This is a genomic window from Streptomyces sp. NPDC026301, assembly GCF_055567935.1.
The window spans coordinates 359,920-383,870 of record NZ_JBVHPN010000003.1 but is presented as its reverse complement, the minus strand read 5'-3'; the positions used below and the strand labels follow the sequence as shown (position 1 = coordinate 383,870).

Below are 23,951 nucleotides of genomic sequence, written 5' to 3'. Positions count from 1 at the left end.
TGTGCAGACGAAACGCAAACTGTTGCGCACCTTGTGGATCAGAGGGAATCTGCGGCCATGACTGAGACCATCGATCATTCACCCGGTACGGCAGCGCAGGCGGACCCCTTCCCGGTGAAGGGGATGGACGCCGTCGTCTTCGCCGTCGGCAACGCCAAGCAGGCCGCGCACTACTACTCCACGGCCTTCGGCATGAAGCGCGTCGCGTACTCGGGCCCGGAGAACGGCAGCCGCGAGACCGCCTCCTACGTCCTGGAGTCCGGCGGCGCCCGCTTCGTCTTCACCTCCGTCATCAAGCCGTCGACGGAGTGGGGCCGCTTCCTCGCCGACCATGTCGCGGCCCACGGCGACGGCGTGATCGACCTGGCCATCGAGGTCCCCGACGCCCGCGCCGCGTACGCCTACGCGGTCGAGCACGGCGCCACGGGCCTGGAAGAGCCGTACGAGGCCAAGGACGAGCACGGCACGGTCGTGCGCGCGGTCATCGCGACGTACGGGAAGACCCGGCACACCCTGGTCGAGCGGTCCGGCTACGAGGGCCCGTACCTGCCGGGCTTCGTCGCCGTCGCCCCGGTCGTCGAGCCTCCGGCGAAACGGTTCTTCCAGGCCATCGACCACTGCGTGGGCAACGTCGAGCTCGGCAGGATGAACGAGTGGGTGGCCTTCTACAACAAGGTCATGGGCTTCACGAACATGAAGGAGTTCGTCGGCGACGACATCGCCACCGAGTACTCCGCGCTGATGTCCAAGGTCGTCGCGGACGGCACCCTGAAGGTCAAGTTCCCGATCAACGAGCCCGCGATCGCGAAGAAGAAGTCGCAGATCGACGAGTATCTGGAGTTCTACGGCGGCGCCGGCGTCCAGCACATCGCGCTCGCCACCAACGACATCGTCGCCACCGTGCGGGCGATGCGCGCGGCCGGCGTCGAATTCCTGGACACCCCCGACTCGTACTACGACACCCTCGGCGAGTGGGCGGGCGAGACCCGGGTCCCCGTGGAGACGCTGCGCGAGCTGAAGATCCTCGTCGACCGCGACGAGGACGGGTACCTCCTGCAGATCTTCACCAAGCCGGTCCAGGACCGCCCGACCGTCTTCTTCGAGATGATCGAGCGGCACGGCTCGATGGGCTTCGGCAAGGGCAACTTCAAGGCCCTCTTCGAGGCGATCGAGCGCGAGCAAGAGCGGCGCGGGAATCTGTAAGCGCACAGCCGGGCCCGGGCATCCCGCCCGGGCCCGGAACGGCCCCGGATTCTCGGCGGAAACCGGGGCCGTGATCTTCCGTGTACGGCGCACGAATGCCAAGGTGGCGCCATGGACCTCATCGCACAGCTGCGCGCCGGACTTCCCGAAGAGGCGGTCCTCACCGACCCCGACGTCACCGGCTCCTACGCCAACGACATGGCCAGCTTCTGTGAAGCCGGCACGCCCGCCGTCGTCGTACTGCCGCGCACCGTCGAGCAGGTCCAGCACGTCATGCGCACCGCCACCGCGCTGCGCGTCCCGGTCGTCCCGCAGGGCTCCCGCACCGGCCTCTCGGGCGCCGCCAACGCCTCCGACGGCTGCATCGTGCTCTCGCTGACCAAGATGGACCGGATCCTGGAGATCAACCCCGTCGACCGGATCGCGGTCGTCGAGCCCGGCGTCATCAACGCCACCCTCTCCCGCGCCGTGAACGAGCACGGCCTGTACTACCCGCCGGACCCCTCCAGCTGGGAGATGTGCTCCATCGGCGGCAACATCGGCACCGCGTCCGGCGGCCTGTGCTGCGTGAAGTACGGCGTCACCGCCGAGTACGTGCTCGGCCTGGACGTCGTGCTCGCCGACGGCCGGCTGCTGCAGACCGGCCGCCGCACCGCCAAGGGCGTGGCCGGCTACGACCTCACCCGGCTCTTCGTCGGCTCCGAGGGCAGTCTCGGCGTCGTCGTGCGCGCCGTCCTCTCGCTCCGGCCCGAGCCGCCGCAGCAGCTCGCGCTGGCGGCGGAGTTCCCCTCCACGGACGCCGCGTGCGCGGCCGTCTGCGAGATCATGGCCCGCGGCCACGCCCCCTCGCTGCTGGAGCTGATGGACCGTACGAGCATCCGCGCGGTCAACGCCATGGCCAACATGGGCCTGCCGGACTCCACCGAGGCGCTGCTCCTCGCGGCCTTCGACAGCCCGGACCCGTCGGCCGACCTGGCCGCCGTCGGCGCGCTGTGCGAGGCGGCGGGCGCCACCGAGGTCGTGCCCGCCGAGACCGCCGCCGAGTCCGACCTGCTGCTGCAGGCCCGCCGGCTCACCCTCACCGCGCTCGAAGCGGTGAAGACGGCCACCATGATCGACGACGTCTGCGTACCCCGCTCCCGGCTCGCCGACCTGCTCAACGGCTGCGCCGCCATCGCCGAGAAGTACGACCTGACCATCGGCGTCTGCGCGCACGCGGGCGACGGCAACACCCACCCCACCGTCTGCTTCGACGCGGCCGACCCCGACGAGTCCCGGCGGGCCCGCGAATCCTTCGACGAGATCATGGGACTCGGCCTGGAGCTGGGCGGCACGATCACCGGCGAACACGGCGTCGGCATACTGAAGAAGGACTGGCTGGCCCGCGAACTGGGCCCGGTCTCCCTGGAATTGCACCGCGGCATCAAGCAGGTCTTCGACCCGCACGGCCTGTTGAACCCGGGAAAGGTCTTCTGATCGAGACCTTCTGATCAAATCGCCCTGACCAAGGGCTTATTGTCCTTGCATGGACTCGGCTCTGATGTGGACGGCTCTCGTCATCCTCGTTTTCGTTCTCGCCATATCCCTTCCGGACGGCCGGAACCGGCGGCTGGAACGGCGGCTGCGGGAGCTCGACCGCAAGCTCGACCTGCTCCTCGCCCACCAGGGCATCAGCGACGAGCGGCCCGGCATGACCGAAGTGGATGAACTCGTCCGGCGCGGCGAGAAGGTCAAGGCCATCAAGGTCTACCGGCAACTGACCGGCGCGGGCCTGGTCGAGGCCAAGGAAGCGGTCGAGCGGCGCCATCCCTGAGGCCGCTGTCCGGCCGCGCCGCTCCGGCGTGTTGCCGTGTGGCCCGGCGGGCCCCGCGGGCGGAGGATGGGCGCGAGGACCGGCCACCGCCGGAACAGCCCGACGCAGGGAGCGAGAGCGCCGATGGCACAGACCGCAGAACCCGCAGCGAACAGCAGGGAGTACGACGTCGTGGTGCTGGGCGCGGGCCCGGTCGGCGAGAACGTCGCCGACCGCGCGCACGCACTCGGCCTGAGCGCCGTCATCGTGGAGAACGAGCTGGTCGGCGGCGAATGCTCGTACTGGGCGTGCATGCCGTCCAAGGCGCTGCTGCGGCCGGTCACGGCGCGCGCCGACGCCCGCCGGGTGCCCGGCCTGCAGGACGCGGTGGCCGGGCCGCTCGACGCCCGCGCCGTGTTCGCCCACCGCGACGCCTTCACCTCGCACTGGAAGGACGACGGCCAGGTCGAGTGGCTGGACTCGGCCGGCATCGACCTCGTACGCGGCCGGGGCCGGCTGGCCGGGCCCCGACGGGTGACCGTCGAGGGCGGCCCGGAGCTCACCGCCCGGCACGCCGTCGTGGTCTGCACGGGCAGCCGCGCGGCGCTCCCCGGCCTGCCGGGCCTGGACACCGCCAAGCCCTGGACCAGCCGCGAGGCCACCAGCGCGCAGTCGGTGCCGGAGCGGCTCGCGGTGGTGGGCGGCGGTGTGGTCGCCGTGGAGATGGCGACCGCCTTCCAGGCGCTGGGCTCCCGGATCACGATGCTCGTACGGGGACCGGCGCTGCTGGAGCGCATGGAGCCGTTCGCCGGTGAGCTGGTCGCCGAGGCGCTGAAGGAGGGCGGCGCCGACCTCCGCCTGAACACCTCCGTCGAAGAGGTCCACCGCCCCGGCGCCGACGGCCCGGTCACCCTCACCCTCGACGGCGGCGACCGCGTCGAGGCGGACGAGGTGCTCTTCGCCACCGGACGCGCGCCGCGCACCGACGACCTCGGCCTGGAGACGGTGGGCCTGGAGCCCGGCGGCTGGCTGGAGGTGGACGACAGCTGCCGCGTGACGGCAGTCGACGAGGGCTGGCTGTACGCGGTCGGCGACGTCAACCACCGCGCCCTCCTCACTCACCAGGGCAAGTACCAGGCCCGTATCGCGGGCGCGGCCATCGCGGCCCGCGTCCAAGGGACGTCGCTGGACACTGCCTCCTGGGGCGCGCACGCGGCGACCGCCGACACCGCCGCCGTCCCGCAGGTGGTCTTCACCGACCCCGAGGCGGCCTCGGTCGGGCTGACCGCGCAGGAGGCCGAGCGCGCGGGCCACCGCGTCCGCAGCGTCGACTTCGACCTGGGCGGCGTGGCGGGCGCGAGCCTGTACGCGGACGGGTACCGCGGCCGCGCCCGCATGGTCGTCGACCTGGACCGCGAGGTGCTGCTCGGCGTCACCTTCGTCGGCCCGGGCATCGGCGAACTGCTGCACTCCGCGACGGTCGCCGTGGCCGGCGAGGTCCCGATCTCCCGGCTCTGGCACGCCGTCCCCGCCTATCCGACGATCAGCGAGGTGTGGCTGCGGCTGCTGGAGACCTACCGCGGCTGAGCGCCCTCAGGACACGTCGAGGTCGCCGTCCATGGCGGAGGCCAGCCGCAGGTACGGGGCGGCCTCGGCAGGGCGGCCCTGGCGCTGGAGAGTACGCCCGAGCATCAGCTGGGCGTAGCTCTCGACCGGGTCCCGCTCCAGGACCGCGCGCAGCTCCGCCTCGGCGCGCCAGAGCTGCGCGGAGTGGTAGTAGGCACGGGCGAGGAGCAGCCGCGGCGCGACCAGCTCGGGCACCTCGTCGACGAGGCCCGCGAGGATGTGCGCCGCGGTGGTGTAGTCCTTGGCGTCGAAGAAGAGTCCCGCACGGTCCCAGCGCTCGGCCGGGGTGCCGTGCGTGTAGTACGTCTCGGTCATGGTGTCGGCAACGCGGCGAAGTCGTTGAACATTCCACTACGCCGCCGGGGGCGGACAGGCACGTGCTACGCGCCGCTCTCCGGCGACTCGTCCGACGGCCACGGGTCGCTCAGCCACAGGTCGTCGCGCGCGGCCGGCGCCAGCAGCTCCCTCAGCCCTTTGTCGATCCCGAGGTGGTCCTCCTCGGTGCCCGGCGGCACCAGCCGCAGCGTGCGCTCCAGCCACGCCGAGACCGCGGTGGCCGGCGCCTCCAGCAGCGCGTCGCCGTCCGGCGAACTCAGCGCCATGCAGACCAGGCTGCGCCCGTCGAGCTTGGTCGGCCACACCCGCACGTCCCCGTGGCCGCACGGCCGGAAGACGCCCTCCACGAGCAACTCGCGGGCGAACGTCCAGTTGACGGGGGAGTCGGAGCCGATGTGGAAGGCGACGTGGACGGCAAAGGGGTCGTCGGTACGGTAGGTCAGCCGGGCCGGCACCGCGACGCTGCGCTCCGGCGACAGCACCAGACCCAGTTCCAGCTCTCGTTCCACCACGGTGTGCATGAGTCACGCCTCTCTACGTTCCGGTGCGGGCACCCCGTGAACCATCGCCCGCACAGGGATAGAGGCCGTAGCTCCCGGACCATTACGCGACTTCGTACAACTTTTTTCGCACCCCTCTTCCGAGGGGTCCGGCGCCCGGACATACCCGGCGATCACCCCCCGTCTGATAGATGTGGTCGCTGCGTTGCGGCAGACTGCACTAGCCCCACCATCGTCAGCCCCTCCACCGGCCTGAACACAGATACGGGATTTTGGACATGAGCGCGCCTTCGTCAGGATCCGCCGGCGGCAGCCCCACGCCTGGGTACTACCCGGATCCGTCCATCCCCGGCTACATCCGGTACTGGAACGGCGCCGCCTGGGTGCCCGGCACCAGCCGACCGGCGCCCGCCGAGGGCGAGGCGATGCCGGCCCCGCCGGCGGGTGCCGCGGCCGAGCCGGCCCCGGCAGCGCCGTCCGACGCCGGGCAGCCGTCCGCCGCCGAGGAGACCGGCCCGGTCTTCTTCGACGAGGAGGAGGACTCCGGGCAGGTCGACGGCCCGCCCGCGCAGGGCGACGCGCTCGCGGTCCGCGACCGCGGCGAGGTGGACGTGGCGTCCGCCGCCACCACGTGGGACGACCCGCAGCGGCTGCACGGCACGAGCCCCGACTCGGGCGCCTCCTGGCAGGCCGACGCCTCCCGGCAGGCCGGTTTCGGCGGCGAGCAGGACCGGCGGGTGTCCTGGGGCTCGGTCCCGCCGCAGCGCGAGGGCGCGGCCCCGGGCGCGCCGGCCGAGGCCGAGCCGTGGGGCGACGCATCGCAGGGAGACGGCGCCGCAGCCGCGCAGGAAGGTTCCGGTCAGGACCGTGCGGAGGCTTCCCAGCAGGGTGTTTCCGCGGAGACCGACGCCCGCGCCGAGGGCACCATGGCCATCCGCGCGGTCGGCCCCGGCACGCCCGGCGCCGACGGCGGCACGATGGCGATCCGGGTCGACCGCGGCGGCGCGCAGCCCGGCCGCGACCGGTCCGCGCCGGCGGCCGGCCCCGCGGCCCCGCAGCCGCCGGCCGCCCCGGCGCAGCCCGCCCCCGCCGTCCCCGGTTACGGCTATCCGCAGCAGAGCGGCCCGTCCGTCCCCGGCCAGGGCGGGTACGGCTACCCGCAGCAGGCCGGCGCCCAGGGCGGCTACGGCTACCCGCAGCAGGCCGACCGGCAGGGCGGCTACGGCTACCCGCAGCCGGGCCCCGCGGCCCCCCAACAGGGCGGTCCCTCGTACGGCTACCCCCAGCAGTCCGGCCCGTCGGCCCCGGCCGCCCCCGCGGCCGCGCAGCAGGGCGGCGCGCCCGAGGGCGTCATCCCCTGGAAGCCGCCGGTCGACAACCCCTTCGCGGCCTCGCAGGCCCAGGGGCGGCCCGCGCCGCTCGCCCGCCGGCTCGCCGCCCGGCTGATCGACACGATCGTGCTGTGCGCACTGCTCGCGATCGTCGCCGTGCCGCTGTGGAGCGCGGCGGCCGACCACATCGACGCCAAGGTCGAGGCCGCGAAGCAGTCCGGCGTGCAGACCACGGTCTACCTCCTGGACGGCACGACCGGCGGCTATCTGGCCATCGTGATCGCGGTCCTGCTGATCGTCGGGCTGCTCCTCGAAGCGCTGCCCACCGCCAAGTGGGGACACACGCTGGGCAAGAAGGTCTGCGGCGTGCAGGTGCTGGACATCGAGGGGCACGACACCCCGGGGATGGGCGCGGCGGTCAAGCGCTGGCTGGTGTACGGCGTGCTCGGCGTACTGGCCATCGGCGTGGTGAACGCCCTGTGGTGCCTGATCGACCGGCCCTGGCGGCAGTGCTGGCACGACAAGGTGGCCCGCACGTTCGTCGCCGAGGGCTGACCGCCGACGGCCGACCGCCGACCGCTGAAGGCTGAGAGCCCGCGCGCAGGCGTGCGCCCCGGACTGCCGGGGCGCGCCCGCGCACGGCGCGTGCCCCGCTCCGGGACGCCGCACTTCCCCCGATCGGCGCACGCCGGATGCGGCGACCGGTGGTACGCGGTCGACTCGGGCCATGAGTAACGACCAGCCGAGGCCCGGATCCGGTGAGCCGCCGGAGAACGACCCGTTCCTCAAGAAGCCGCAGCACCCGCAGGAGCCGCCGCCGGGCAGCGGCGACCCGTACGGCGGCGCGCCCCAAGGCCCCTACGGCGGCGGCCCTCAAGGCCCATACGGCGGTGATCCGTACGGCGCCCCCGACCCGCTCGCCGGGATGCCGCCGCTCGCCGGCCGTGGCCGGCGGCTGCTCGCGCGGATCATCGACGGCATCCTCATCGGCGTGCCGGTCGGCCTGATCATGTGGTTCATCGTGGGCGGCGTGGACTACCCCGGTACCACCACCGACGACGGCGGCAAGCAGACCGTGGTCTCCGGCGTCACGATGCTGGCGTATCTGATCTACGAGGGCCTGATGCTCACCACCCGGGGCCAGACCGTCGGCAAGATGGCCATGAAGATCAGGGTGGCGATGCTGGAGAACGGGGCGATCCCCACCGCCCAGGCGGGCTGGGTGCGCGCCGCCGTCTACACCCTGCCGGAGGTCATCCCCTGCTGCGGCACCATCTTCTGGCTGGTCAACGTCCTGTGGTGCACCTGGGACAAGCCGTACCAGCAGTGCCTGCACGACAAGGCGGCCCGCACGGTGGTGGTGTCGACCGGCTGAACCGACGCCGCTCTACCGGGAGTGTTCGCCGACCCGGGCCTCGGCAGGCCGGGTCGGCGACGTACGCCGTCCCACGAAGCCCTCGGGCCGTACCTGTGGGGCGGCGACGCGCGTCCGGCGGGCGCGCGCGAAGCGCGGCAGCGGCGCCGTGACCGCGACGAGGAGGCCGAGCCCGAGCCCGGCGAGGGCGATGACCGCGACCCCGATGCCCGTCCTCGTCTGCGAGAGCAGCAGCATGGCGAGGGTGGAGAGCACGACGGTGGCCGAACCGTAGACGAGCTGTGCGGCAGTCGGTCGAGGCATGGCGGGTCCGTCCTCGGAAGCATCAGGGGTGTCAGTCGACTTGGCGCGCCGCCAAAAGACTCTACGGTCCTTACTGCCCGAGCGGAACGTCCGGTAAGCGTGAGTTGACCCACTGGCCCGGTGCACGGGGGGCGCACCGATTCATGCGTCCGGCGAACCGCCCCTTGCGGCACGCCCGTTGATTCCTCCGTGCGGACCGGGTGGCGTCCGATACCCGTACATTGCGAGCCGAGTAACGTACTTCGCTGATGTGTTCAAATCAAGGTCTGTCTTTTCCCCCGGCGTTCCGGTCCAATGCCTCCAACGACCGTTCGTCACAGGGGAGGACAGCGCAACGTGAGATCCCAGAGATTGCTGTTCAGATCGGCCGCCCTGGCCACGGCAACCGCCGCGATCGGGGCGGCCGTTTTCGCGTCGGGGGCCGCACAGGCCGACGGCCGCAATCCGGCCGCGAGCCCGTCCAACGACCCGGCGCCCGCCGAGCGGTCGGTGGACCACGACCTCAAGGGCCCGTTCAGCGACCGCCAGGAAGCGCAGCGCGAGGAAGCGCTCCGGCAGGTCATATCCGGCGACGCCGAGACCACGAAGCGCGGCGGCTCGCAGGTCGTGAAGCTGGACAAGGGCAAGTACGTCGAGCTGGGCCGGGAGAAGACCGACAAGATCTTCACGATCCTGGTCGACTTCGGCACCAAGGTCGACGACACGACGATGTACGACCCGGACGGCGCCGGCCCCAAGCCGCCGGTGAAGAAGTACGGCGGCGACCCCGGCCCCGCGCACAACGAGATAGCCGAGCCGGACCGTGCGACGGACAACAGCACGGACTGGCAGAAGGACTTCAACCAGCAGCACTACCAGGACCTCTACTTCTCGCACGACAAGAAGAAGGAGTCCCTGGCGAAGTACTACGAGAAGCAGTCCTCGGGCCGTTACTCGGTCGAGGGCGAGGTCTCCGACTGGGTCAAGGTCGACTGGAACGAGGCCCGCTACGGCTCCAACTACTGCGGCCAGACCAACTGCTCCAGCGCCTGGGACCTGATCCGCGACGGCGTGAACCAGTGGGCGAAGGATCAGAAGGCCAAGGGCCGCACCGACGCGCAGATCAAGACGGACCTCGCCAAGTACGACCAGTGGGACCGTTACGACTACGACGGCGACGGCAACTTCAACGAGCCGGACGGCTACATCGACCACTTCCAGATCGTGCACGCGGGCGAGGACGAGTCCGCGGGCGGCGGCGTCCAGGGCACCAGCGCCATCTGGGCGCACCGCTGGTACGCGTACGGCACGGACGCCGGCAAGACCGGCCCCGGTGAGAACAGGGCCGGCGGCACCCAGATCGGTGACACCGGCATCTGGGTCGGCGACTACACGATGCAGCCGGAGAACGGCGGCCTCGGCGTCTTCGCCCACGAGTACGGCCACGACCTGGGCCTGCCGGACGAGTACGACACCGGCGGCACCGGCGAGTCCTCCGTCGACTTCTGGTCGCTGATGTCCTCCGGCTCCTGGCTCGGCGAGGGCAAGGACTCCATCGGCGACCTGCCCGGCGACATGAGCGCCTGGGACAAGCTGCAGCTGGGCTGGCTCAACTACGGCACCGCGAAGGCGGCCACGGCCTCCACGCACAAGCTGGGCGTCGCGGAGTACAACACCAAGAACAAGCAGGCACTCGTCGTCGAGCTGCCGCAGAAGGCCGTCAGCACCTCCGTCGTGAAGCCCGCCGAAGGCACCAAGCAGTGGTGGAGCGGCATGGGTGACGACCTGAAGAACACCCTCACCCGGTCCGTCGACCTCACCGGCAAGGCCAAGGCGTCCCTGAACCTCAAGGGCTGGTGGGACATCGAGCAGGAGTACGACTACCTGTACGCCGAGGTCTCCACGGACGGCGGCGCCAACTGGACGCCGGTGGACGGCACCGCGAACGGCAAGGCCATCCCGCGCGACGCCGGTGACAAGCCCGCGCTGACCGGCACCGTCGACGCGTACCAGGACCTCGTCTACCCGCTGGACGCCTACGCGGGCAAGAAGATCGACCTGCGGTTCCGCTACCAGACCGACGGCGGCGTGGCCCAGAAGGGCTTCGCGGCCGACGCGCTGAGCGTCGTGGCCGACGGTAAGCCGCTCTTCACCGACGGCGCGGAGGGCGACGACGCCGGCTGGACCGCCAAGGGCTTCTCGCGCATCGGCGAGTCCTTCACCAAGGACTACCCGCAGTACTACCTCGCCGAGAACCGCCAGTACGTCTCGTACGACAAGACCCTCAAGAGCGGCCCGTACAACTTCGGCTTCACCTCCACCCGGCCGAACTGGGTCGAGCACTTCCCCTTCCAGAACGGCACGCTGATCTGGCTGTGGGACACCTCGCAGGCGGACAACAACGTGGGCGAGCACCCGGGCGCCGGCCAGATCCTCCCGGTCGACGCGCACCCGAAGGCCACGAAGTGGGCGGACGGCAAGCTCATGCGCAATCGCTTCCAGACCTACGACTCGACCTTCACCCGTGCCCGTACCGACGCGCTCACGCTGCACAAGGACGGCAAGGCCGCGAAGATCGCGTCGCAGAAGGGCGTGACCGTCTTCGACGACCGGTACGGGGTCTACTACGACAAGGCGAACCCGACCGGTGGCGTGATCGTTCCTGACACCAACACCCGGATCAAGATCACCAAGGAGGCCCATGACGGCTCCACGGTGGTCCTCCAGGTCGGGCCCGCGGCGAAGAAGTAAGTAAAGCCGCAGGTCAGAAACGTATCGGCCGTCGCCCCCTAGCGGGCGGCGGCCGATCGCGTTTAGATGCCTCCTGCGGCCTTCTTGCTGACACGTAGTCTCACGAGGGGTTCCCGACGCATGCCCCGACCCGGCGTGCGCCGGCCGCACGACCATGCACCGACCGATGCACCGACCATGCACGGGGGAGACATGACCTTGACCGGCTCCGGCTTCATCAGGCTTCCGGGCGGAAGCGTGGTGGTGGCCCTCTCGCTGCCCAGACCGGGCCGCAGCGGCCACCGCGTACGCGTCCTCGTCCACGCCGGGAACCGCGCACGCGCCCTGACCAGGCTGCGCAACCTCGGGCTGCGCGCCGTCTACCTGCGCGGCAACACCGAACCGCCCACGCCGGACGAGATCACGGCGGTCCTGCACCACCCCGACGGGCTGGTCTGGCGCGGCGCCCCGGAGGACGACACGGAGTCCTGGCACCCGATACGGGCCCTGCTGCGCCCGGCCGTCCCGGAGGCGCTCTGAGGGGCCGCCGGCCGGTGGCCGGCCCGCGGGCCGGCCACCGGTGGCTCAGCCCGCGCTGACCACCGGTTTGCCGGTCAGCTCGGCCCCCGCCTCGCGCAGCTCCGCGACCGCCGCCTCCGTCGTGTGCGCGGCCACGCCCGCCGTCAGGTCCAGCAGGACCCGGGTGCGGAACCCCTCGCGCACCGCGTCCAGGGCCGTGGCCCGCACGCAGTGGTCCGTGGCGATGCCGACGATGTCGACCTCGGTCACCTCGTGCGCGCGCAGCCACTCCGCCGTCGAGGCGCCGTGCTCGTCCACGCCCTCGAAGCCGCTGTACGCCGCGGAGTGCTCGCCCTTGGAGAAGACCGCGTCGATCGCGCCGGAGACGATCGCGGGCGCGAAATTGGGGTGGAAGCCGCTGCCCTCGGTGCCCGCGACGCAGTGCGCGGGCCAGCTGTGCTCGTAGTCCGGCCGGACGGAGAAGTGGTCGCCGGGGTCGATGTGGTGATCACGCGTGGCGACCACGTACTGGTATCCGCTGCCTGCCGCCTCGCCCACCAGATCGGTGATGGCGGCGGCGATGTCCGAGCCGCCCGCTACCGCGAGGCTGCCGCCCTCACAGAAGTCGTTCTGGACGTCCACGACGATCAATGCCCGGTGCATGGTGCGTGCCTTCCGGATGGGAAAAGGGGGGAGAGTGTGGCGGCTGTGGGACCTGTGGGGGCTACGGCAAGTGCCGATGTGACCGAGGGTAGCCACTCGCACAGCTTTGCGGGAGTAGGAGCCGTGTGGGGGCCGCGTACGCCCCGCGCCCCGTAAGGGGCGCGGGGAACTGCGCGACCAGCCACACACGGCCCGCAGCCGACGAACCACATCCCCGGGGGAACCGTCACCGCGGAGCGCTCAGACGTACTCCGTCGGCAGCACGGCCTCGCCGCGCGAGAGCTGCATCGCGGACATCGGGAGCCCGGCGCGGGCCGCGATGTGCCGGTCGCGCGCCGCGTCCAGCGGCTCGCGCGCGATCACCTCGCCGCCGCGCACCAGCGGCACCATCAGCTGCCGGTCGGCCAGCTCGGCCGGCACCGGCCCCGTGCCGATGACCTCGGCCTCCGCCACGCCGTCCGCGTCCGGGCGTCGCGCGGCCCACTTGCGGCCGCCGTGGGACGCCTTGCCGCCCATGGACTTCTTCGCGACCGGCCGCAGCGGCGCGCCGTCGCCGTCGCCGTCGGCGCGCGCGACCAGCTTGTAGACCATCGAGCAGGTGGGGTGCCCGCTGCCGGTGACCAGCTGCGTACCGACGCCGTACGCGTCCACGGGCGCGGCGGCCAGCGAGGCGATGGCGTACTCGTCCAGGTCGCTGGTGACCACGATCTTCGTGTCCGTCGCGCCCAGCTCGTCCAGCTGCTGGCGCACCCGGTGGGCGAGCAGCAGCAGGTCGCCGGAGTCGATGCGGACGGCGCCGAGGCCGGGCCCGGCCACCTCCACGGCGGTACGGACCGCCTCGGCGACGTCGTAGGTGTCCACCAGCAGAGTCGTTCCCGCACCGAGGCTGTCGACCTGCGCGGTGAACGCGTCCCGCTCGTTGTCGTGCAGCAGCGTGAAGGAGTGCGCGCTCGTGCCGGCGGTCGGGATGTTGTACCGGAAGCCGGCCGCGAGGTCGGAGGTGGTGTGGAAGCCGCCCACGTACGCGGCCCGGGAGGCGGCCACGGCGGCCAGCTCGTGGGTGCGCCGGGCGCCCATCTCGATCAGCGGGCGCTCGCCGGCCGCGACCGCCATCCGGGAGGCCGCGGCGGCCACCGCCGAGTCGTGGTTCAGGATCGAGAGGATCACCGTCTCCAGCAGCACCGCCTCGGCGAAGGTGCCCTCGACCCGCAGGATGGGGGAGCCGGGGAAGTAGACCTCGCCCTCCGGGTAGCCCCAGATGTCGCCGCGGAAGCGGTAGTCGGCGAGCCACGCGCGGGTGGTCTCGTCGAGGATGCCGCGCTCGGTGAGGAAGTCCAGGATCGTGGCGTCGAAGCGGAAGTTCTCCACCGCGTCCAGCAGCCGCCCGGTGCCCGCGACCACGCCGTACCGGCGGCCCTCGGGCAGCCGCCGGGTGAAGACCTCGAAGACCGAGCGCCGGTCGGCGGTGCCGGACCGCAGCGCGGCCTGCACCATGGTGAGTTCGTACTGATCGGTGAAGAGCGCAGTCGACGGCACGGCCACCGGCAGCCCCAGGTCTGCTGTGTTCATAACAGGAGATGCTACCTCGCGTACTCGTCACATTGACGATTTCCCCGGGTCGTTTGTGCGCGCGCCCCTCCTGGGTGGCAGCATGGGACCCGTGAGTGTCGCACCGACGGAGATCGAACGTCCTGAAACGACGGAAGCGCCCTTCGAGGCGCCGGAGCCCGATGTTCCCTGGGTGACCGTCGTTCACAATGACCCCGTCAATCTCATGAGTTACGTGACCTACGTGTTCCAGGCGTACTTCGGGTACTCCAAGGAAAAGGCCCGCAAGCTCATGCTCGATGTCCATCGGAAGGGCCGCGCGATCGTGTCCAGCGGCACCCGCGAAGAAATGGAGCGCGACGTGCAGGCGATGCACGGCTACGGCCTGTGGGCGACCCTCACGCAGGACCGCTGATGGCCGGCCACTTCGAAGCCCTGCCCGGCGGCGGCGCGGCGGCCGCCCTCGACGAGGTCGAGATCTCCATCCTGCGCAGCCTGGCCGTCCAGCTGATGGAGCTGGTGGGCCCCGGCGACGAGCCCGCCGAGGGCGAGGACCCGCTGGACGCGCTCTTCGCCGAGGGGCCCAGCGAGCCGCCGTCCGACCCGGCGCTGGCCCGGCTCTTCCCCGACGCCTACGGCGGCCCGGACCACGTGCCGGACGACGACGCGCGCGCCGCCTCGGCGGAATTCCGCCGCTACACGGAGAACGACCTGCGGGCCCGCAAGCGCGAGGACGCCCTCGCGGTGGTCCGGGCGCTGGACGCGTTGTCCACCGAGGGCGGCAAGGGCTCCGAGGGCGCGGTGCTGCGGCTCAAGCCGGAGGAGTCCCAGCAGTGGCTGGGCGCGCTGAACGACCTGCGGCTGGCGATCGGCACCCGGCTGGACGTCAGCGACGAGGACGACGGCAGCGAGCTGCTCGGCCTGCCGGACGAGGACCCGCGCAAGCCGATGGCGATGGCGTACCTCTGGCTGGGCGGGCTCCAGGAGACCCTGATCGAGACGCTGATGCCCGAGTGAGGGCCGCGCCGGTCTCCGGGCCGGCGGCCACCCCCGGATCATGGTCCGGACCGGCGGCTCTGTGACCCGGACGGTACGTCCGACTACGTACGGAGATGCGTTCGCTCAACGGACGATCAAATCCGGATAACGATCGCATTACTGCTGCGCCCGGTCTTCCTGCGGCTTTTGAATTTTGTCCTCTTTTCCCTGTCGTGCCCTACGGTGTCCCGGTAGTACATCCCAAGTGGTCGTGGTAGAAACTCTCGACCTGCCGTCGGTGACGCCACCCCTGTCGCCGCGGGAGCGCTGCGCCGGCCGACCGTTGGCGTGCAGGACTCCATCCGGGGGGATCGGGACCCGATCCGGAACAGACCGGGTCGGAATGGAGAAAGGCGCACCACACATGACCTCAGCGCAGGTCGACAATCAGCACGGCGTCACCGACGCCGCGGGATCTGCCCCGGAAGAGGGCTATCAGCGCGGTCTGGGAAACCGGCAGATCCAGATGATCGCCATTGGTGGCGCCATCGGAACGGGCCTGTTCCTCGGGGCGGGCAAAGCGATCTCGAAGGCCGGGCCGAGCATCATCCTGGCCTACGCCATCGTCGGGCTCGTCATCTTCTTCATCATGCGCGCCCTGGGCGAGCTGCTCATGTACCGCCCGGTGTCGGGCTCCTTCTCGGAGTACGCCCGCGAGTTCCTCGGCCCCTTCATGGGCTTCGTGACCGGCTGGACGTACTGGCTCTTCTGGGTCGTCACCGGCATCACGGAAGTCACGGCGGCCGCGACATACGTCCAGTACTGGAATCACGACATCCCGCAATGGGTGTCAGCGCTGGTCTTCACCGTCGCCCTCTTCGGGATCAATCTGATCTCCGTGAAGATCTTCGGTGAGCTGGAGTTCTGGTTCTCCATGGTCAAGGTCACCGCCATCATCGGCATGATCCTGATCGGCATCGGCGTGATCACGCTCGGCTTCTCCGACGCCGGCGACACCGCCTCCTTCAGCCTCCTGTGGTCGCACGGCGGGTTCTTCCCCAAGGGCATCGGCGGCACGCTGATGACCCTGCAGATCGTGATGTTCGCCTTCCTCGCCGTCGAGCTGGTCGGCGTCACCGCCGGCGAGGCCACCGACCCGAAGAAGGTCCTGCCCAAGGCGATCAACACCGTGCCGTGGCGCATCGGCCTCTTCTACATCGGCTCGCTGATCATCATCCTGTCCGTCGTCAGCTGGACGGTCTTCGAGCCCGGCGTCAGCCCCTTCGTCGCCGCCTTCGCCAAGATCGGCCTGCCGGCCGGCGCCGGCATCGTGAACTTCGTCGTGCTCACCGCGGCGCTGTCCTCGGCCAACTCGGGCATGTACTCCACCGGCCGCATGCTGCGCGACCTGTCGATGAACGGCCAGGGCCCGAAGGTCTTCACCTACCTCAGCAAGAACGGCCTGCCCACCCGCGGCACCGCCGTCTCGGTCGCGATGATGCTGGTCGGCGTCTGGATCAACTACCAGTGGCCGGGCGAGGCGTTCAACTACGTCGTCTCCTTCGCCACCATCTCCGGCATGTGGGCCTGGATCGTCATCCTGCTCTCGCAGCTGCGCTACCGGGCCAAGGCCAACCGCGGCGAGCTGCCGCAGTCGGAGTTCAAGGCGATCGGCGCGCCGTACACCTCGATCTTCGCGCTGGCCTTCATCGCCATGGTCATCGTGATGATGGGCATCGACCCCGACACCCGGATCTCGCTGTACGCGGCGCCGGTCTGGGCCGCGATCATGGGGGTCGGCTACCTCGTCCTCAAGCGCCGGGACCCCAACGTCTTCGCGGCCAAGGGCCCCGTCGACACCGCGAAGAAGGACTGACCCACCGCGGCGGATTCCGCCCACTGTCCAGCATCCGGGCCCGTACGTATCACTTAGTGGTACGCGCGGGCCCGATGCTTATTCTTGAGCCCATGCTGACCATCACCCGGGCCCTTCACGACCAGATCGTCGAGCACGCCCGCAAGGACCACCCCGACGAGGCGTGCGGGGTCCTGGCGGGCCCGACGCCGGCGCCCGCCGACGGCCGCCCCGAGCGGTTCATCCCGATGCTGAACGCGGCGCGCTCGCCCACCTTCTACGAATTCGACTCCACCGACCTGCTCAAGCTCTACCGCGAGCTGGACGACCGGGACGAGGAGCCCGTCGTCATCTACCACTCGCACACCGCGACCGAGGCGTACCCGTCCCGTACGGACGTCTCGTACGCGAACGAGCCGAACGCGCACTACGTCCTGGTCTCCACCGCGGATGCCGACGACGCGGGCCCGTTCCAGTTCCGCTCCTACCGGATCGTGGACGGTGTGATCACCGAAGAAGAGGTCGAGGTCGTCGACGCGTACGCGTGACACCCGTCACCCCTTGCCCCGTACGGCCCCGGCGGCGCACGGCCCGCCGGGGCGGCCCGATCGGCCGCATCCCACATGGTGTGCACCGTCCGTCCGCATCCCGAGACCGGGTTCCAGTACCCGGACCGGGAATCGATACGATGACCGCATGGTTGACCACGACGTGAGCGAGAAGACGCCGAGCCTGCTGCTCGTTGCGCGGCTGCACGTCGACCTGTGCCGCCTCGCCAGCGCCATGTGTCCGCGCCGCGCAGCCGGCTGACCGGTTCCGCCTGCCCGCACGACAGGCGCCCGGCCGAGACGGCCGGCGGGCTGACCGTACGCCCCGCCCGCGTCCCAGGACGCCTCGCCCGACGCGCCCCGCAGCGGCGCACTCCAGACTCGCTCTCCGGCCCCTTTCCGGGAAGCGTCCCAGCCAGCCGAAACAGGAGCATCCTCATGGCCATCGAGGTCCGAATCCCGACCATCCTGCGCACCTACACCGACGGCCAGAAGGCCGTGGAGGGCAGCGGCGACACGCTCGGCGAGCTCTTCGACGACCTGGAGGCCCGGCACGCCGGCATCAAGGAGCGCCTGGTCGACGGCGGGCAGCTGCGCCGCTTCGTCAACGTCTACCTGAACGACGAGGACGTGCGCTTCCTGGAGGGCATCACCACGAAGGTCGCCGACGGCGACAGCGTGACGATCCTTCCCGCCGTTGCCGGCGGCATGAGCTGATGCGGTACGACAGCCCGCTCGCCGCGGTCGGCAACACCCCCCTGGTGCGCCTGCCGCGGCTGTCGCCCTCCGACGACGTACGGATCTGGGCCAAGCTGGAGGACCGCAACCCCACCGGCTCCGTCAAGGACCGTCCCGCGCTGCACATGATCGAGCAGGCGGAGAAGGACGGCCGGCTCACCCCCGGCTGCACCATCCTGGAGCCCACCAGCGGCAACACCGGCATCTCGCTCGCCATGGCGGCCAAGCTCAAGGGCTACCGCATCGTGTGCGTCATGCCGGAGAACACCTCCCAGGAGCGCCGCGAGCTGCTCGCCATGTGGGGCGCGCAGATCATCTCCAGCCCGGCCGCCGGCGGCTCCAACACCGCCGTACGGGTCGCCAAGGAGCTCTCCGCCGAGCACCCCGACTGGGTGATGCTCTACCAGTACGGCAACCCCGACAACGCGGGCGCGCACTACGCCACCACCGGCCCGGAGATCCTCGCCGACCTGCCCTCCGTCACCCACTTCGTCGCGGGCCTGGGCACCACCGGCACCCTCATGGGCGTCGGCCGCTACCTGCGCGAGCAGGTCCCCGGCGTGCAGATCGTGGCCGCCGAGCCGCGCTACGACGACGTCGTCTACGGCCTGCGCAACCTCGACGAGGGCTTCATCCCCGAGCTCTACGACGAGACCGTGCTGACCACCCGCTTCTCCGTCGGTTCGGCGGACGCGGTGCGCCGCACCCGCGAACTCCTCGCCGAGGAAGGCATCTTCGCGGGCGTCTCCACCGGCGCCGCGCTGCACGCCGCGATCGGCGTCGCGAAGAAGGCCCTCAAGGCCGGCGAGAGCGCGGACGTGGTGTTCGTCGTCGCCGACGGCGGCTGGAAGTACCTCTCCACCGGCGTCTACACCGCCGAGAGCACCGAAGCGGCCATCGAGACGCTGCACGGCCAGCTCTGGGCGTGACACGCGCCCGCTGCGCACAGCGGCTTCCCGAAGGCGCCCGGCCCCGTACGGCCGGGCGCCTTCGTGCCTGCCGGGGTGCTATCCGGCCAGGTGCCGGACGCGGTCCCACAGCAGCGGGTCCACCGTGCCCGCGCGGCGCCGGAAGTCGGCCACCGCGACCTCCCGCAGCTCGTCCGTCTCCAGGAAGCTCGGCCTGCCCTGCGCGTCGCCCACCGTGCCCGGCCGCAGCGGGATCACCCCGGGCCGCTCGTCGTGGTACCGGCTGGTGATCTTCGCGACCAGCGCGGACCCGCCCCGTACGGCCAGTACCAGACACGGCCGGTCCTTCGCGGCGGACACGTCCTCGAACGGCACGCTCGCCCACCAGATCTCGCCCGGCTCCGGCCCCGCGCCCCGGCCCGCGCCCGTACGTCCACGGACCGGCAGGTCACCGGGGCGCCGCGTGCTCCGCCCCGGCTCACGCGTACGGTCCCGCGGGCGGCGCCTGCCGTCCCGCGGCCCGCGCCCCGGCCGCCGCCCGCCGCGCCGCGGGCCCCGGTCCGAGCGGGCCCGCCCGTCGACGACCGCCGCCACCAGCGCCAGTACGACCACGGCCAGCACCGCCGGCCACCATGAGGTGTCCACGCCTGCCTCCTCGCTCGCCGCCGCTCACCGTACCCCCGGTATCACCCGCGCCCCCCAAAGGCCCACCCGGACTGGTGATTCCGCCCACAGCTCGCCCCGCTGGAGGAGCCACCGGCCCTTTCGCGCCTTACCCTCGTGGGCACTGCAACGAGTGGTACGGACCGGCCGAGCACGGCCCAAGCCCCGCATGGACCCGCCGCACCGCCCCCGCCCCCGGAGGTTCACGCCCCTATGAAGCTCACTGTCGTCGGATGCTCGGGGTCGTTCCCTTCGACGGAATCGGCCTGTTCGAGCTACCTCTTGGAGGCCGACGGCTTCAGGCTGCTCATCGACATGGGCAACGGTGCCCTCGGCGAGCTGCAGCGCCACTGCGGTCTCTACGACCTCGACGCGGTTCTCCTCTCCCACCTGCACGCCGACCACTGCATCGACCTCTGCGGATACTTCGTCGTGCGCTACTACCGCCCCGACGGCGGCCGCTGCGCCCCGATGCCGGTCTACGGCCCGGCCGGCACGGAGCGCCGCCTCACCGCCGCCCACGCCGACCTGCCCACCGAGCACGCCATGAGCGAGGTCTTCGACTTCCGCACGCTGGCCCCCGGCACCTTCACCGTGGGCCCCTTCACGATCCGTACGGAAAAGGTCAGCCACCCCGTGGAGGCGTACGGCTTCCGCATCGAGCACGGCGGCCGGTCGCTGACGTACTCCGGCGACACCGGGATCTGCGAGTCGCTGCACACCCTCGCCGAGGACACCGACTTCTTCCTGTGCGAGGCGTCCTTCACGCACGGCAAGGAAGACATCCCCGACCTGCACCTCAACGGCCGCGAGGCGGGCGAGCACGCGGCCCGCGCCCGCGCCGGCCGGCTGGTGCTCACCCACATCCCCCCGTGGACCGACCCCGGCATCAACCTCCGCGACGCCCAGGAGGTCTTCGAGGGCCCGGTGGAGGTCGCGAAGGCCGGGGCGGTGTACGAGATCTGACGCCCCGTGCCCTGACGTCCCGTAGACGTCTCGTACAGCACGAGGCCCCCGGAACCGTACGGCTCCGGGGGCCTCGTGCGTCACGAGCGGGGACTCACGCCTTGGTGAGGTCCTCGACCTCCTCCTCGGGCTCGCGGCCCGGGGTGGTGAGGTTGAACTTCGTGATCGCGAAGCGGAAGAGCACGTAGTAGACCACCGCGAAGACCAGCCCGATCGGGATGATCAGCCACGGCTTGGTGGCGAGGTTCCAGTTCAGCGCGTAGTCGATGAAGCCCGCGGAGAACGTGAAGCCGTCGTGCACCCCGAGCGCCCAGGTGAGCGCCATCGACACGGCGGTCAGCACCGCGTGGATCACGTACAGCACCGGCGCGATGAACATGAACGTGAACTCGATCGGCTCGGTGATACCGCAGACGAACGAGGTCAGGCCGAGCGAGACCATCATGCCCAGGACGGCCTTGCGGCGCTCCGGGCGCGCGGTGTGCGCGATGGCCAGCGCGGCGGCCGGCAGGCCGAACATCATGATCGGGAAGAAGCCCGACATGAACTGGCCGGCGCTCGGGTCACCCGCGAAGAAGCGGCCGATGTCGCCGTGCACGACCTTGCCGGCCGCGTCGGTGAAGTCACCGAGCTGGAACCACGAGACGGTGTTCACGAACTGGTGCATGCCGATCGGGATCAGCGCGCGGTTGATCAGCCCGAAGAGGCCCGCGCCGACCGCGCCGAGACCGGTCATCCACTCGCCGAAGCCGGAGATCGCCTCGCCGATCGGCTCCCAGACCAGGGTGAAGAGCACGCCGACCGCGGTGCCGACGAAGGCCATGATGATCGGGACCAGCCGGCGGCCGTTGAAGAAGCCGAGCCAGTCCACCAGCTTGGTGCGGTGGAAGCGCTGCCACAGGATCGCGGCCAGCAGGCCCATGATGATGCCGCCGAGCACGCCGGGGTTGTTGACCACCGGCTCGACCCACTTGCCGTGGTCGATGTGGCCTTCCTCGACGGGGAACGCCTTGAGGACATTGCTGTAGACCAGGAAGCCGACCAGGGCGGCCAGCGCGGTGGAGCCGTCGGCCTTCTTCGCGAAGCCGATGGCCACGCCTATGCAGAACAGCAGCGGCAGGTTGTCGAAGACAGCACCGCCCGCCGCGGCGAAGACCTTCGACACATCGATCCAGCCCAGGCCGTCCTTGCCGAAGACGTCGGGCTGGCCGAGCCGGTTGAGGATGCCCGCGGCGGGCAGGACGGCGATCGGCAGCTGGAGGCTGCGACCGATCTTCTGCAGGCCCTGGAACAGGCCGGATCCCCGCTTCTTCGCGGGTGCCGCCTTGCCGGCGGTGGCCGTACTCATCGGATTCCTCCTGGTGAGGCGGGCTCAGGGGAAAGGGGCAGCCCGCTAGTTTGGTCTACACCACTCAGTGGTTTAGACCATACTTAGCATGTCGTCACCGCATAAAGGAATCCGTTCCTCCCGATCGTTACGACGGCACGCGGAACGGCTCCGGAATCCATTATTCCGGAGCCGTTTTCCGACCACACAGGGGCATTCCCCGACCACACAGAGGCGTTCCCGACCCCGCAGGGGAGTCCGCCGCCCGCAGCTACTTCACGTTCTGCTGCTCCATCGCCTCGCCCACTTCCTCCGGCTCGCGCCCCGGAGTCGCCAGGTCGAACTTGGTGATCACGAAGCGGAAGACCGCGTAATAGACCACCGCGAAACACAGCCCGATCACAATGATCAGCCACGGCTTGGTCGCCAGGCTCCAGTTGATGACGTAGTCGATCAGACCCGCCGAGAAACTGAATCCGTCGTGCACCCCCAGCGCCCAGGTCACCGCCATCGACACGCCCGTCAGCACCGCGTGCAGCGCGTACAGCAGCGGCGCCACGAAGAGGAACGAGTACTCGATCGGCTCGGTGATCCCCGTGACGAACGACGTCAGACCGACCGACAGCATCATGCCCGCGATCTCCTTGCGGCGGTGCCGCTTCGCGCAGTGCGTGATCGCCAGCGCCGCCGCCGGCAGCGCGAACATCATGATCGGGAAGAACCCGGACGTGAACTGGCCCGCACTCGGATCGCCCGCCAGGAACCGGTTGATGTCACCGTGCACCACCGTCCCGTCCGGCTTCGTGAAGTCGCCGAACTGGAACCACATGAACGTATTCAGGAACTGGTGCATGCCGATCACCAGCAGCGCACGGTTCGCGACACCGAAGATCCCGGAGCCCGTCGAACCCAGATCCACCATCCACTTGCTGAAACTCGTCAGCGCGTCACCGATCGGCGGCCACACGAACAGACAGACCACCGCGAAGAGCAGCGCCACGAACGACATGATGATCGGGACCAGCCGGCGGCCGTTGAAGAAGCCGAGCCAGTCCACCAGCTTCGTACGGTGGTACCGCTGCCAGAACCACGCCGACAGCAGCCCGATCACGATGCCGCCGAACACCCCCGGATTCTGGTACCCGGCCGGCGTCCCCGTCCCGTCCTTCGCCACGCACGCGCCCCCCAGCGGCCCGCCGCTCACGAAGGTCGCGCCGCTCGCGCAGTCCACCGGGAACTGGTGCAGCACGTAGTAGTACACGAGGAAGCCCGTGACGGCCGCCAGCGCCGTCGACCCGTCCGCCTTCTTCGCCATGCCGATCGCGACGCCGACACAGAACAGCAGCGGCAGCCCCAGCGAGGAATCCAGCAGGGCCTGCCCGGCCCCGGCGAACACCTTCGCCACGTCGTCCCAGCCCAGCCCGTCCGCGCCGAAGACATCGGGCTGCCCGAGCCGGTTCAGGATGCCCGCCGCCGGCAGCACCGCGATCGGCAGCTGCAGGCTGCGCCCCATCTTCTGCAGGCCCTGGAACAGCCCGCCGCCCCACTTCTTCCTCGGCGCCGCCGCCGCGTCCGAACTCATCCGCATCCTCCCGGCCGCCGGCCCCACGACGGCCGACTCGTGCTTGCCGCATACTGGTGGTGTAGACCATTCGTAGTGGCGCTACGGGGCCTCCCGGAGGCAACTCCAGGTGGTCGCCATCATTCGCCAGGCAACGGACATACGCCCGTCCAACAGGGCTGAACGTGCGTTACCGTGTGGAATCCTTCGGCACAACCGCCGACGGCCGAGACAAGCAGGAGTGGACATGGCCAGCAAGGCTGAGAAGATCGTCGCCGGGCTCGGTGGCCTCGACAACATCGAAGAGGTCGAAGGCTGCATCACCCGTCTCCGCACCGAGGTTGTCGACCCCTCCCTCGTCGACGAGGCCGCCCTCAAGGCCGCCGGCGCGCACGGCGTCGTGAAGATGGGCACCGCCATCCAGGTCGTCATCGGCACCGACGCCGACCCGATCGCCGCCGACATCGAAGACATGATGTGAGCATCGCGCATCGGAACATCG

The 23,951-nt window shown here is 70.6% G+C and carries 25 protein-coding genes; 17 read left to right on the top strand and 8 right to left on the bottom strand.

Annotation, left to right across the window (positions count from 1 at the left end):
- The first annotated feature begins 57 nt into the window (after window positions 1-57).
- From hppD to ACZ4MH_RS07450, 4 genes are all read left to right on the top strand, one after another.
- Window positions 58-1,203: a 4-hydroxyphenylpyruvate dioxygenase gene (gene hppD / locus ACZ4MH_RS07465; protein ID WP_351599186.1), complete on the top strand. Its 1,146-nt coding sequence runs from the start codon at window positions 58-60 to the stop codon at window positions 1,201-1,203.
- Window positions 1,204-1,314: 111 nt separating this feature from the next.
- A complete protein-coding gene (locus tag ACZ4MH_RS07460) occupies window positions 1,315-2,679 on the top strand; it encodes an FAD-binding oxidoreductase (RefSeq protein ID WP_351599187.1) in 1,365 nt (454 codons plus the stop codon).
- A gap of 49 nt (window positions 2,680-2,728) precedes the next feature.
- Complete coding sequence (locus ACZ4MH_RS07455) at window positions 2,729-3,016, top strand: ribosomal protein L7/L12 (RefSeq protein ID WP_351599188.1); 288 nt, start codon at window positions 2,729-2,731, stop codon at window positions 3,014-3,016.
- 123 nt (window positions 3,017-3,139) lie between these two features.
- Window positions 3,140-4,582 carry a dihydrolipoyl dehydrogenase family protein gene (locus tag ACZ4MH_RS07450; protein ID WP_351599189.1) on the top strand — a complete coding sequence of 481 codons (1,443 nt, stop codon included), beginning with the start codon at window positions 3,140-3,142 and terminating at the stop codon, window positions 4,580-4,582.
- A 6-nt stretch (window positions 4,583-4,588) separates the two neighbouring features.
- Here the strand turns inward: ACZ4MH_RS07450 and ACZ4MH_RS07445 are convergent, their stop codons facing one another.
- Together ACZ4MH_RS07445 and ACZ4MH_RS07440 are read right to left on the bottom strand one after the other, a co-directional pair.
- Window positions 4,589-4,936 carry a tetratricopeptide repeat protein gene (locus ACZ4MH_RS07445; protein ID WP_351599190.1) on the bottom strand — a complete coding sequence of 116 codons (348 nt, stop codon included), beginning with the start codon at window positions 4,934-4,936 and terminating at the stop codon, window positions 4,589-4,591.
- Window positions 4,937-5,001: 65 nt separating this feature from the next.
- Window positions 5,002-5,478: an SsgA family sporulation/cell division regulator gene (locus ACZ4MH_RS07440; protein WP_351599191.1), complete on the bottom strand. Its 477-nt coding sequence runs from the start codon at window positions 5,476-5,478 to the stop codon at window positions 5,002-5,004.
- 257 nt (window positions 5,479-5,735) lie between these two features.
- Here ACZ4MH_RS07440 and ACZ4MH_RS07435 point away from each other — a divergent pair, with 257 nt between their 5' ends.
- On the top strand, window positions 5,736-7,343 hold the full coding sequence (locus ACZ4MH_RS07435) for an RDD family protein (RefSeq protein ID WP_467754383.1): 1,608 nt from the start codon (window positions 5,736-5,738) through the stop codon (window positions 7,341-7,343).
- A gap of 172 nt (window positions 7,344-7,515) precedes the next feature.
- Window positions 7,516-8,163, top strand: a complete 648-nt coding sequence (locus tag ACZ4MH_RS07430; RefSeq protein WP_351600578.1) for an RDD family protein — start codon at window positions 7,516-7,518, stop codon at window positions 8,161-8,163.
- A gap of 12 nt (window positions 8,164-8,175) precedes the next feature.
- Here the strand turns inward: ACZ4MH_RS07430 and ACZ4MH_RS07425 are convergent, their stop codons facing one another.
- The gene (locus ACZ4MH_RS07425) at window positions 8,176-8,466 is read right to left on the bottom strand and encodes a hypothetical protein (RefSeq protein ID WP_351600576.1); all 291 of its coding nucleotides are present in this window, start codon (window positions 8,464-8,466) and stop codon (window positions 8,176-8,178) included.
- A gap of 336 nt (window positions 8,467-8,802) precedes the next feature.
- On the opposite strand from ACZ4MH_RS07425, the gene ACZ4MH_RS07420 reads away from it, so the two are divergent.
- Complete coding sequence (locus tag ACZ4MH_RS07420) at window positions 8,803-11,196, top strand: immune inhibitor A domain-containing protein (RefSeq protein WP_351600574.1); 2,394 nt, start codon at window positions 8,803-8,805, stop codon at window positions 11,194-11,196.
- 192 nt (window positions 11,197-11,388) lie between these two features.
- On the top strand, window positions 11,389-11,715 hold the full coding sequence (locus ACZ4MH_RS07415; protein ID WP_351600572.1) for a hypothetical protein: 327 nt from the start codon (window positions 11,389-11,391) through the stop codon (window positions 11,713-11,715).
- 45 nt (window positions 11,716-11,760) lie between these two features.
- Here ACZ4MH_RS07415 and ACZ4MH_RS07410 read toward each other — a convergent pair whose 3' ends face one another.
- Both ACZ4MH_RS07410 and ACZ4MH_RS07405 read right to left on the bottom strand, forming a co-directional pair.
- Window positions 11,761-12,357 carry an isochorismatase family protein gene (locus ACZ4MH_RS07410; RefSeq protein ID WP_351600570.1) on the bottom strand — a complete coding sequence of 199 codons (597 nt, stop codon included), beginning with the start codon at window positions 12,355-12,357 and terminating at the stop codon, window positions 11,761-11,763.
- Window positions 12,358-12,597: 240 nt separating this feature from the next.
- Window positions 12,598-13,926, bottom strand: coding sequence for a nicotinate phosphoribosyltransferase (locus tag ACZ4MH_RS07405; RefSeq protein ID WP_351600568.1), 1,329 nt, complete (start codon window positions 13,924-13,926; stop codon window positions 12,598-12,600).
- 82 nt (window positions 13,927-14,008) lie between these two features.
- Here ACZ4MH_RS07405 and clpS point away from each other — a divergent pair, with 82 nt between their 5' ends.
- The 7 genes from clpS to ACZ4MH_RS07370 all read left to right on the top strand — a co-directional run bounded on the left by clpS (window position 14,009) and on the right by ACZ4MH_RS07370 (window position 18,953).
- A complete protein-coding gene (gene clpS, locus ACZ4MH_RS07400) occupies window positions 14,009-14,320 on the top strand; it encodes an ATP-dependent Clp protease adapter ClpS (RefSeq protein WP_030614367.1) in 312 nt (103 codons plus the stop codon).
- Complete coding sequence (locus ACZ4MH_RS07395; protein WP_351600565.1) at window positions 14,320-14,922, top strand: DUF2017 domain-containing protein; 603 nt, start codon at window positions 14,320-14,322, stop codon at window positions 14,920-14,922. Before clpS ends, ACZ4MH_RS07395 begins: the two co-directional genes overlap by 1 nt.
- A gap of 385 nt (window positions 14,923-15,307) precedes the next feature.
- Window positions 15,308-16,759 (top strand): amino acid permease, encoded by a 1,452-nt coding sequence (locus ACZ4MH_RS07390; protein ID WP_351600563.1) that lies wholly within the window; start codon window positions 15,308-15,310, stop codon window positions 16,757-16,759.
- A gap of 92 nt (window positions 16,760-16,851) precedes the next feature.
- On the top strand, window positions 16,852-17,286 hold the full coding sequence (locus tag ACZ4MH_RS07385; protein WP_351600561.1) for a M67 family metallopeptidase: 435 nt from the start codon (window positions 16,852-16,854) through the stop codon (window positions 17,284-17,286).
- A 148-nt stretch (window positions 17,287-17,434) separates the two neighbouring features.
- A complete protein-coding gene (locus ACZ4MH_RS07380; protein WP_342668106.1) occupies window positions 17,435-17,548 on the top strand; it encodes a putative leader peptide in 114 nt (37 codons plus the stop codon).
- 176 nt (window positions 17,549-17,724) lie between these two features.
- A complete protein-coding gene (locus tag ACZ4MH_RS07375; protein WP_351600558.1) occupies window positions 17,725-18,003 on the top strand; it encodes a MoaD/ThiS family protein in 279 nt (92 codons plus the stop codon).
- Entirely contained in the window at window positions 18,003-18,953 is a 951-nt protein-coding gene (locus tag ACZ4MH_RS07370) for a PLP-dependent cysteine synthase family protein (RefSeq protein WP_351600556.1), read from the top strand. The genes ACZ4MH_RS07375 and ACZ4MH_RS07370 overlap by 1 nt, the downstream gene beginning before the upstream one ends.
- Window positions 18,954-19,031: 78 nt before the next feature.
- Here ACZ4MH_RS07370 and ACZ4MH_RS07365 read toward each other — a convergent pair whose 3' ends face one another.
- Window positions 19,032-19,577, bottom strand: coding sequence for a type II toxin-antitoxin system PemK/MazF family toxin (locus ACZ4MH_RS07365; protein WP_467754375.1), 546 nt, complete (start codon window positions 19,575-19,577; stop codon window positions 19,032-19,034).
- 231 nt (window positions 19,578-19,808) lie between these two features.
- Between ACZ4MH_RS07365 and ACZ4MH_RS07360 the strand changes: the two genes are divergently transcribed.
- A complete protein-coding gene (locus ACZ4MH_RS07360; protein WP_351600420.1) occupies window positions 19,809-20,561 on the top strand; it encodes an MBL fold metallo-hydrolase in 753 nt (250 codons plus the stop codon).
- 94 nt (window positions 20,562-20,655) lie between these two features.
- On the opposite strand, the gene ACZ4MH_RS07355 is transcribed toward ACZ4MH_RS07360, so the two are convergent.
- Window positions 20,656-21,909 carry a PTS transporter subunit EIIC gene (locus ACZ4MH_RS07355; protein WP_351600422.1) on the bottom strand — a complete coding sequence of 418 codons (1,254 nt, stop codon included), beginning with the start codon at window positions 21,907-21,909 and terminating at the stop codon, window positions 20,656-20,658.
- Window positions 21,910-22,159: 250 nt separating this feature from the next.
- On the bottom strand, window positions 22,160-23,470 hold the full coding sequence (locus tag ACZ4MH_RS07350; RefSeq protein WP_351600424.1) for a PTS transporter subunit EIIC: 1,311 nt from the start codon (window positions 23,468-23,470) through the stop codon (window positions 22,160-22,162).
- A 226-nt stretch (window positions 23,471-23,696) separates the two neighbouring features.
- Between ACZ4MH_RS07350 and ACZ4MH_RS07345 the strand changes: the two genes are divergently transcribed.
- Entirely contained in the window at window positions 23,697-23,930 is a 234-nt protein-coding gene (locus ACZ4MH_RS07345) for a PTS sugar transporter subunit IIB (protein WP_030250235.1), read from the top strand.
- The last annotated feature ends 21 nt before the right edge of the window (window positions 23,931-23,951 follow it).

What these genes read in the sequence shown, in the direction of transcription:
- hppD (WP_351599186.1), top strand. Translation starts at nt 58, where the DNA reads ATGACTGAGACCATCGATCATTCACCCGGTACGGCAGCGCAGGCGGAC.
- ACZ4MH_RS07425 (WP_351600576.1), bottom strand. Translation starts at nt 8,466, where the DNA reads ATGCCTCGACCGACTGCCGCACAGCTCGTCTACGGTTCGGCCACCGTC.
- ACZ4MH_RS07440 (WP_351599191.1), bottom strand. Translation starts at nt 5,478, where the DNA reads ATGCACACCGTGGTGGAACGAGAGCTGGAACTGGGTCTGGTGCTGTCG.
- ACZ4MH_RS07345 (WP_030250235.1), top strand. Translation starts at nt 23,697, where the DNA reads ATGGCCAGCAAGGCTGAGAAGATCGTCGCCGGGCTCGGTGGCCTCGAC.
- ACZ4MH_RS07460 (WP_351599187.1), top strand. Translation starts at nt 1,315, where the DNA reads ATGGACCTCATCGCACAGCTGCGCGCCGGACTTCCCGAAGAGGCGGTC.
- ACZ4MH_RS07410 (WP_351600570.1), bottom strand. Translation starts at nt 12,357, where the DNA reads ATGCACCGGGCATTGATCGTCGTGGACGTCCAGAACGACTTCTGTGAG.
- clpS (WP_030614367.1), top strand. Translation starts at nt 14,009, where the DNA reads ATGGGACCCGTGAGTGTCGCACCGACGGAGATCGAACGTCCTGAAACG.
- ACZ4MH_RS07385 (WP_351600561.1), top strand. Translation starts at nt 16,852, where the DNA reads ATGCTGACCATCACCCGGGCCCTTCACGACCAGATCGTCGAGCACGCC.
- ACZ4MH_RS07370 (WP_351600556.1), top strand. Translation starts at nt 18,003, where the DNA reads ATGCGGTACGACAGCCCGCTCGCCGCGGTCGGCAACACCCCCCTGGTG.
- ACZ4MH_RS07415 (WP_351600572.1), top strand. Translation starts at nt 11,389, where the DNA reads ATGACCTTGACCGGCTCCGGCTTCATCAGGCTTCCGGGCGGAAGCGTG.
- ACZ4MH_RS07355 (WP_351600422.1), bottom strand. Translation starts at nt 21,909, where the DNA reads ATGAGTACGGCCACCGCCGGCAAGGCGGCACCCGCGAAGAAGCGGGGA.
- ACZ4MH_RS07390 (WP_351600563.1), top strand. Translation starts at nt 15,308, where the DNA reads ATGACCTCAGCGCAGGTCGACAATCAGCACGGCGTCACCGACGCCGCG.
- ACZ4MH_RS07430 (WP_351600578.1), top strand. Translation starts at nt 7,516, where the DNA reads ATGAGTAACGACCAGCCGAGGCCCGGATCCGGTGAGCCGCCGGAGAAC.
- ACZ4MH_RS07395 (WP_351600565.1), top strand. Translation starts at nt 14,320, where the DNA reads ATGGCCGGCCACTTCGAAGCCCTGCCCGGCGGCGGCGCGGCGGCCGCC.
- ACZ4MH_RS07450 (WP_351599189.1), top strand. Translation starts at nt 3,140, where the DNA reads ATGGCACAGACCGCAGAACCCGCAGCGAACAGCAGGGAGTACGACGTC.
- ACZ4MH_RS07445 (WP_351599190.1), bottom strand. Translation starts at nt 4,936, where the DNA reads ATGACCGAGACGTACTACACGCACGGCACCCCGGCCGAGCGCTGGGAC.
- ACZ4MH_RS07350 (WP_351600424.1), bottom strand. Translation starts at nt 23,470, where the DNA reads ATGAGTTCGGACGCGGCGGCGGCGCCGAGGAAGAAGTGGGGCGGCGGG.
- ACZ4MH_RS07360 (WP_351600420.1), top strand. Translation starts at nt 19,809, where the DNA reads ATGAAGCTCACTGTCGTCGGATGCTCGGGGTCGTTCCCTTCGACGGAA.
- ACZ4MH_RS07435 (WP_467754383.1), top strand. Translation starts at nt 5,736, where the DNA reads ATGAGCGCGCCTTCGTCAGGATCCGCCGGCGGCAGCCCCACGCCTGGG.
- ACZ4MH_RS07455 (WP_351599188.1), top strand. Translation starts at nt 2,729, where the DNA reads ATGGACTCGGCTCTGATGTGGACGGCTCTCGTCATCCTCGTTTTCGTT.
- ACZ4MH_RS07405 (WP_351600568.1), bottom strand. Translation starts at nt 13,926, where the DNA reads ATGAACACAGCAGACCTGGGGCTGCCGGTGGCCGTGCCGTCGACTGCG.
- ACZ4MH_RS07375 (WP_351600558.1), top strand. Translation starts at nt 17,725, where the DNA reads ATGGCCATCGAGGTCCGAATCCCGACCATCCTGCGCACCTACACCGAC.
- ACZ4MH_RS07380 (WP_342668106.1), top strand. Translation starts at nt 17,435, where the DNA reads ATGGTTGACCACGACGTGAGCGAGAAGACGCCGAGCCTGCTGCTCGTT.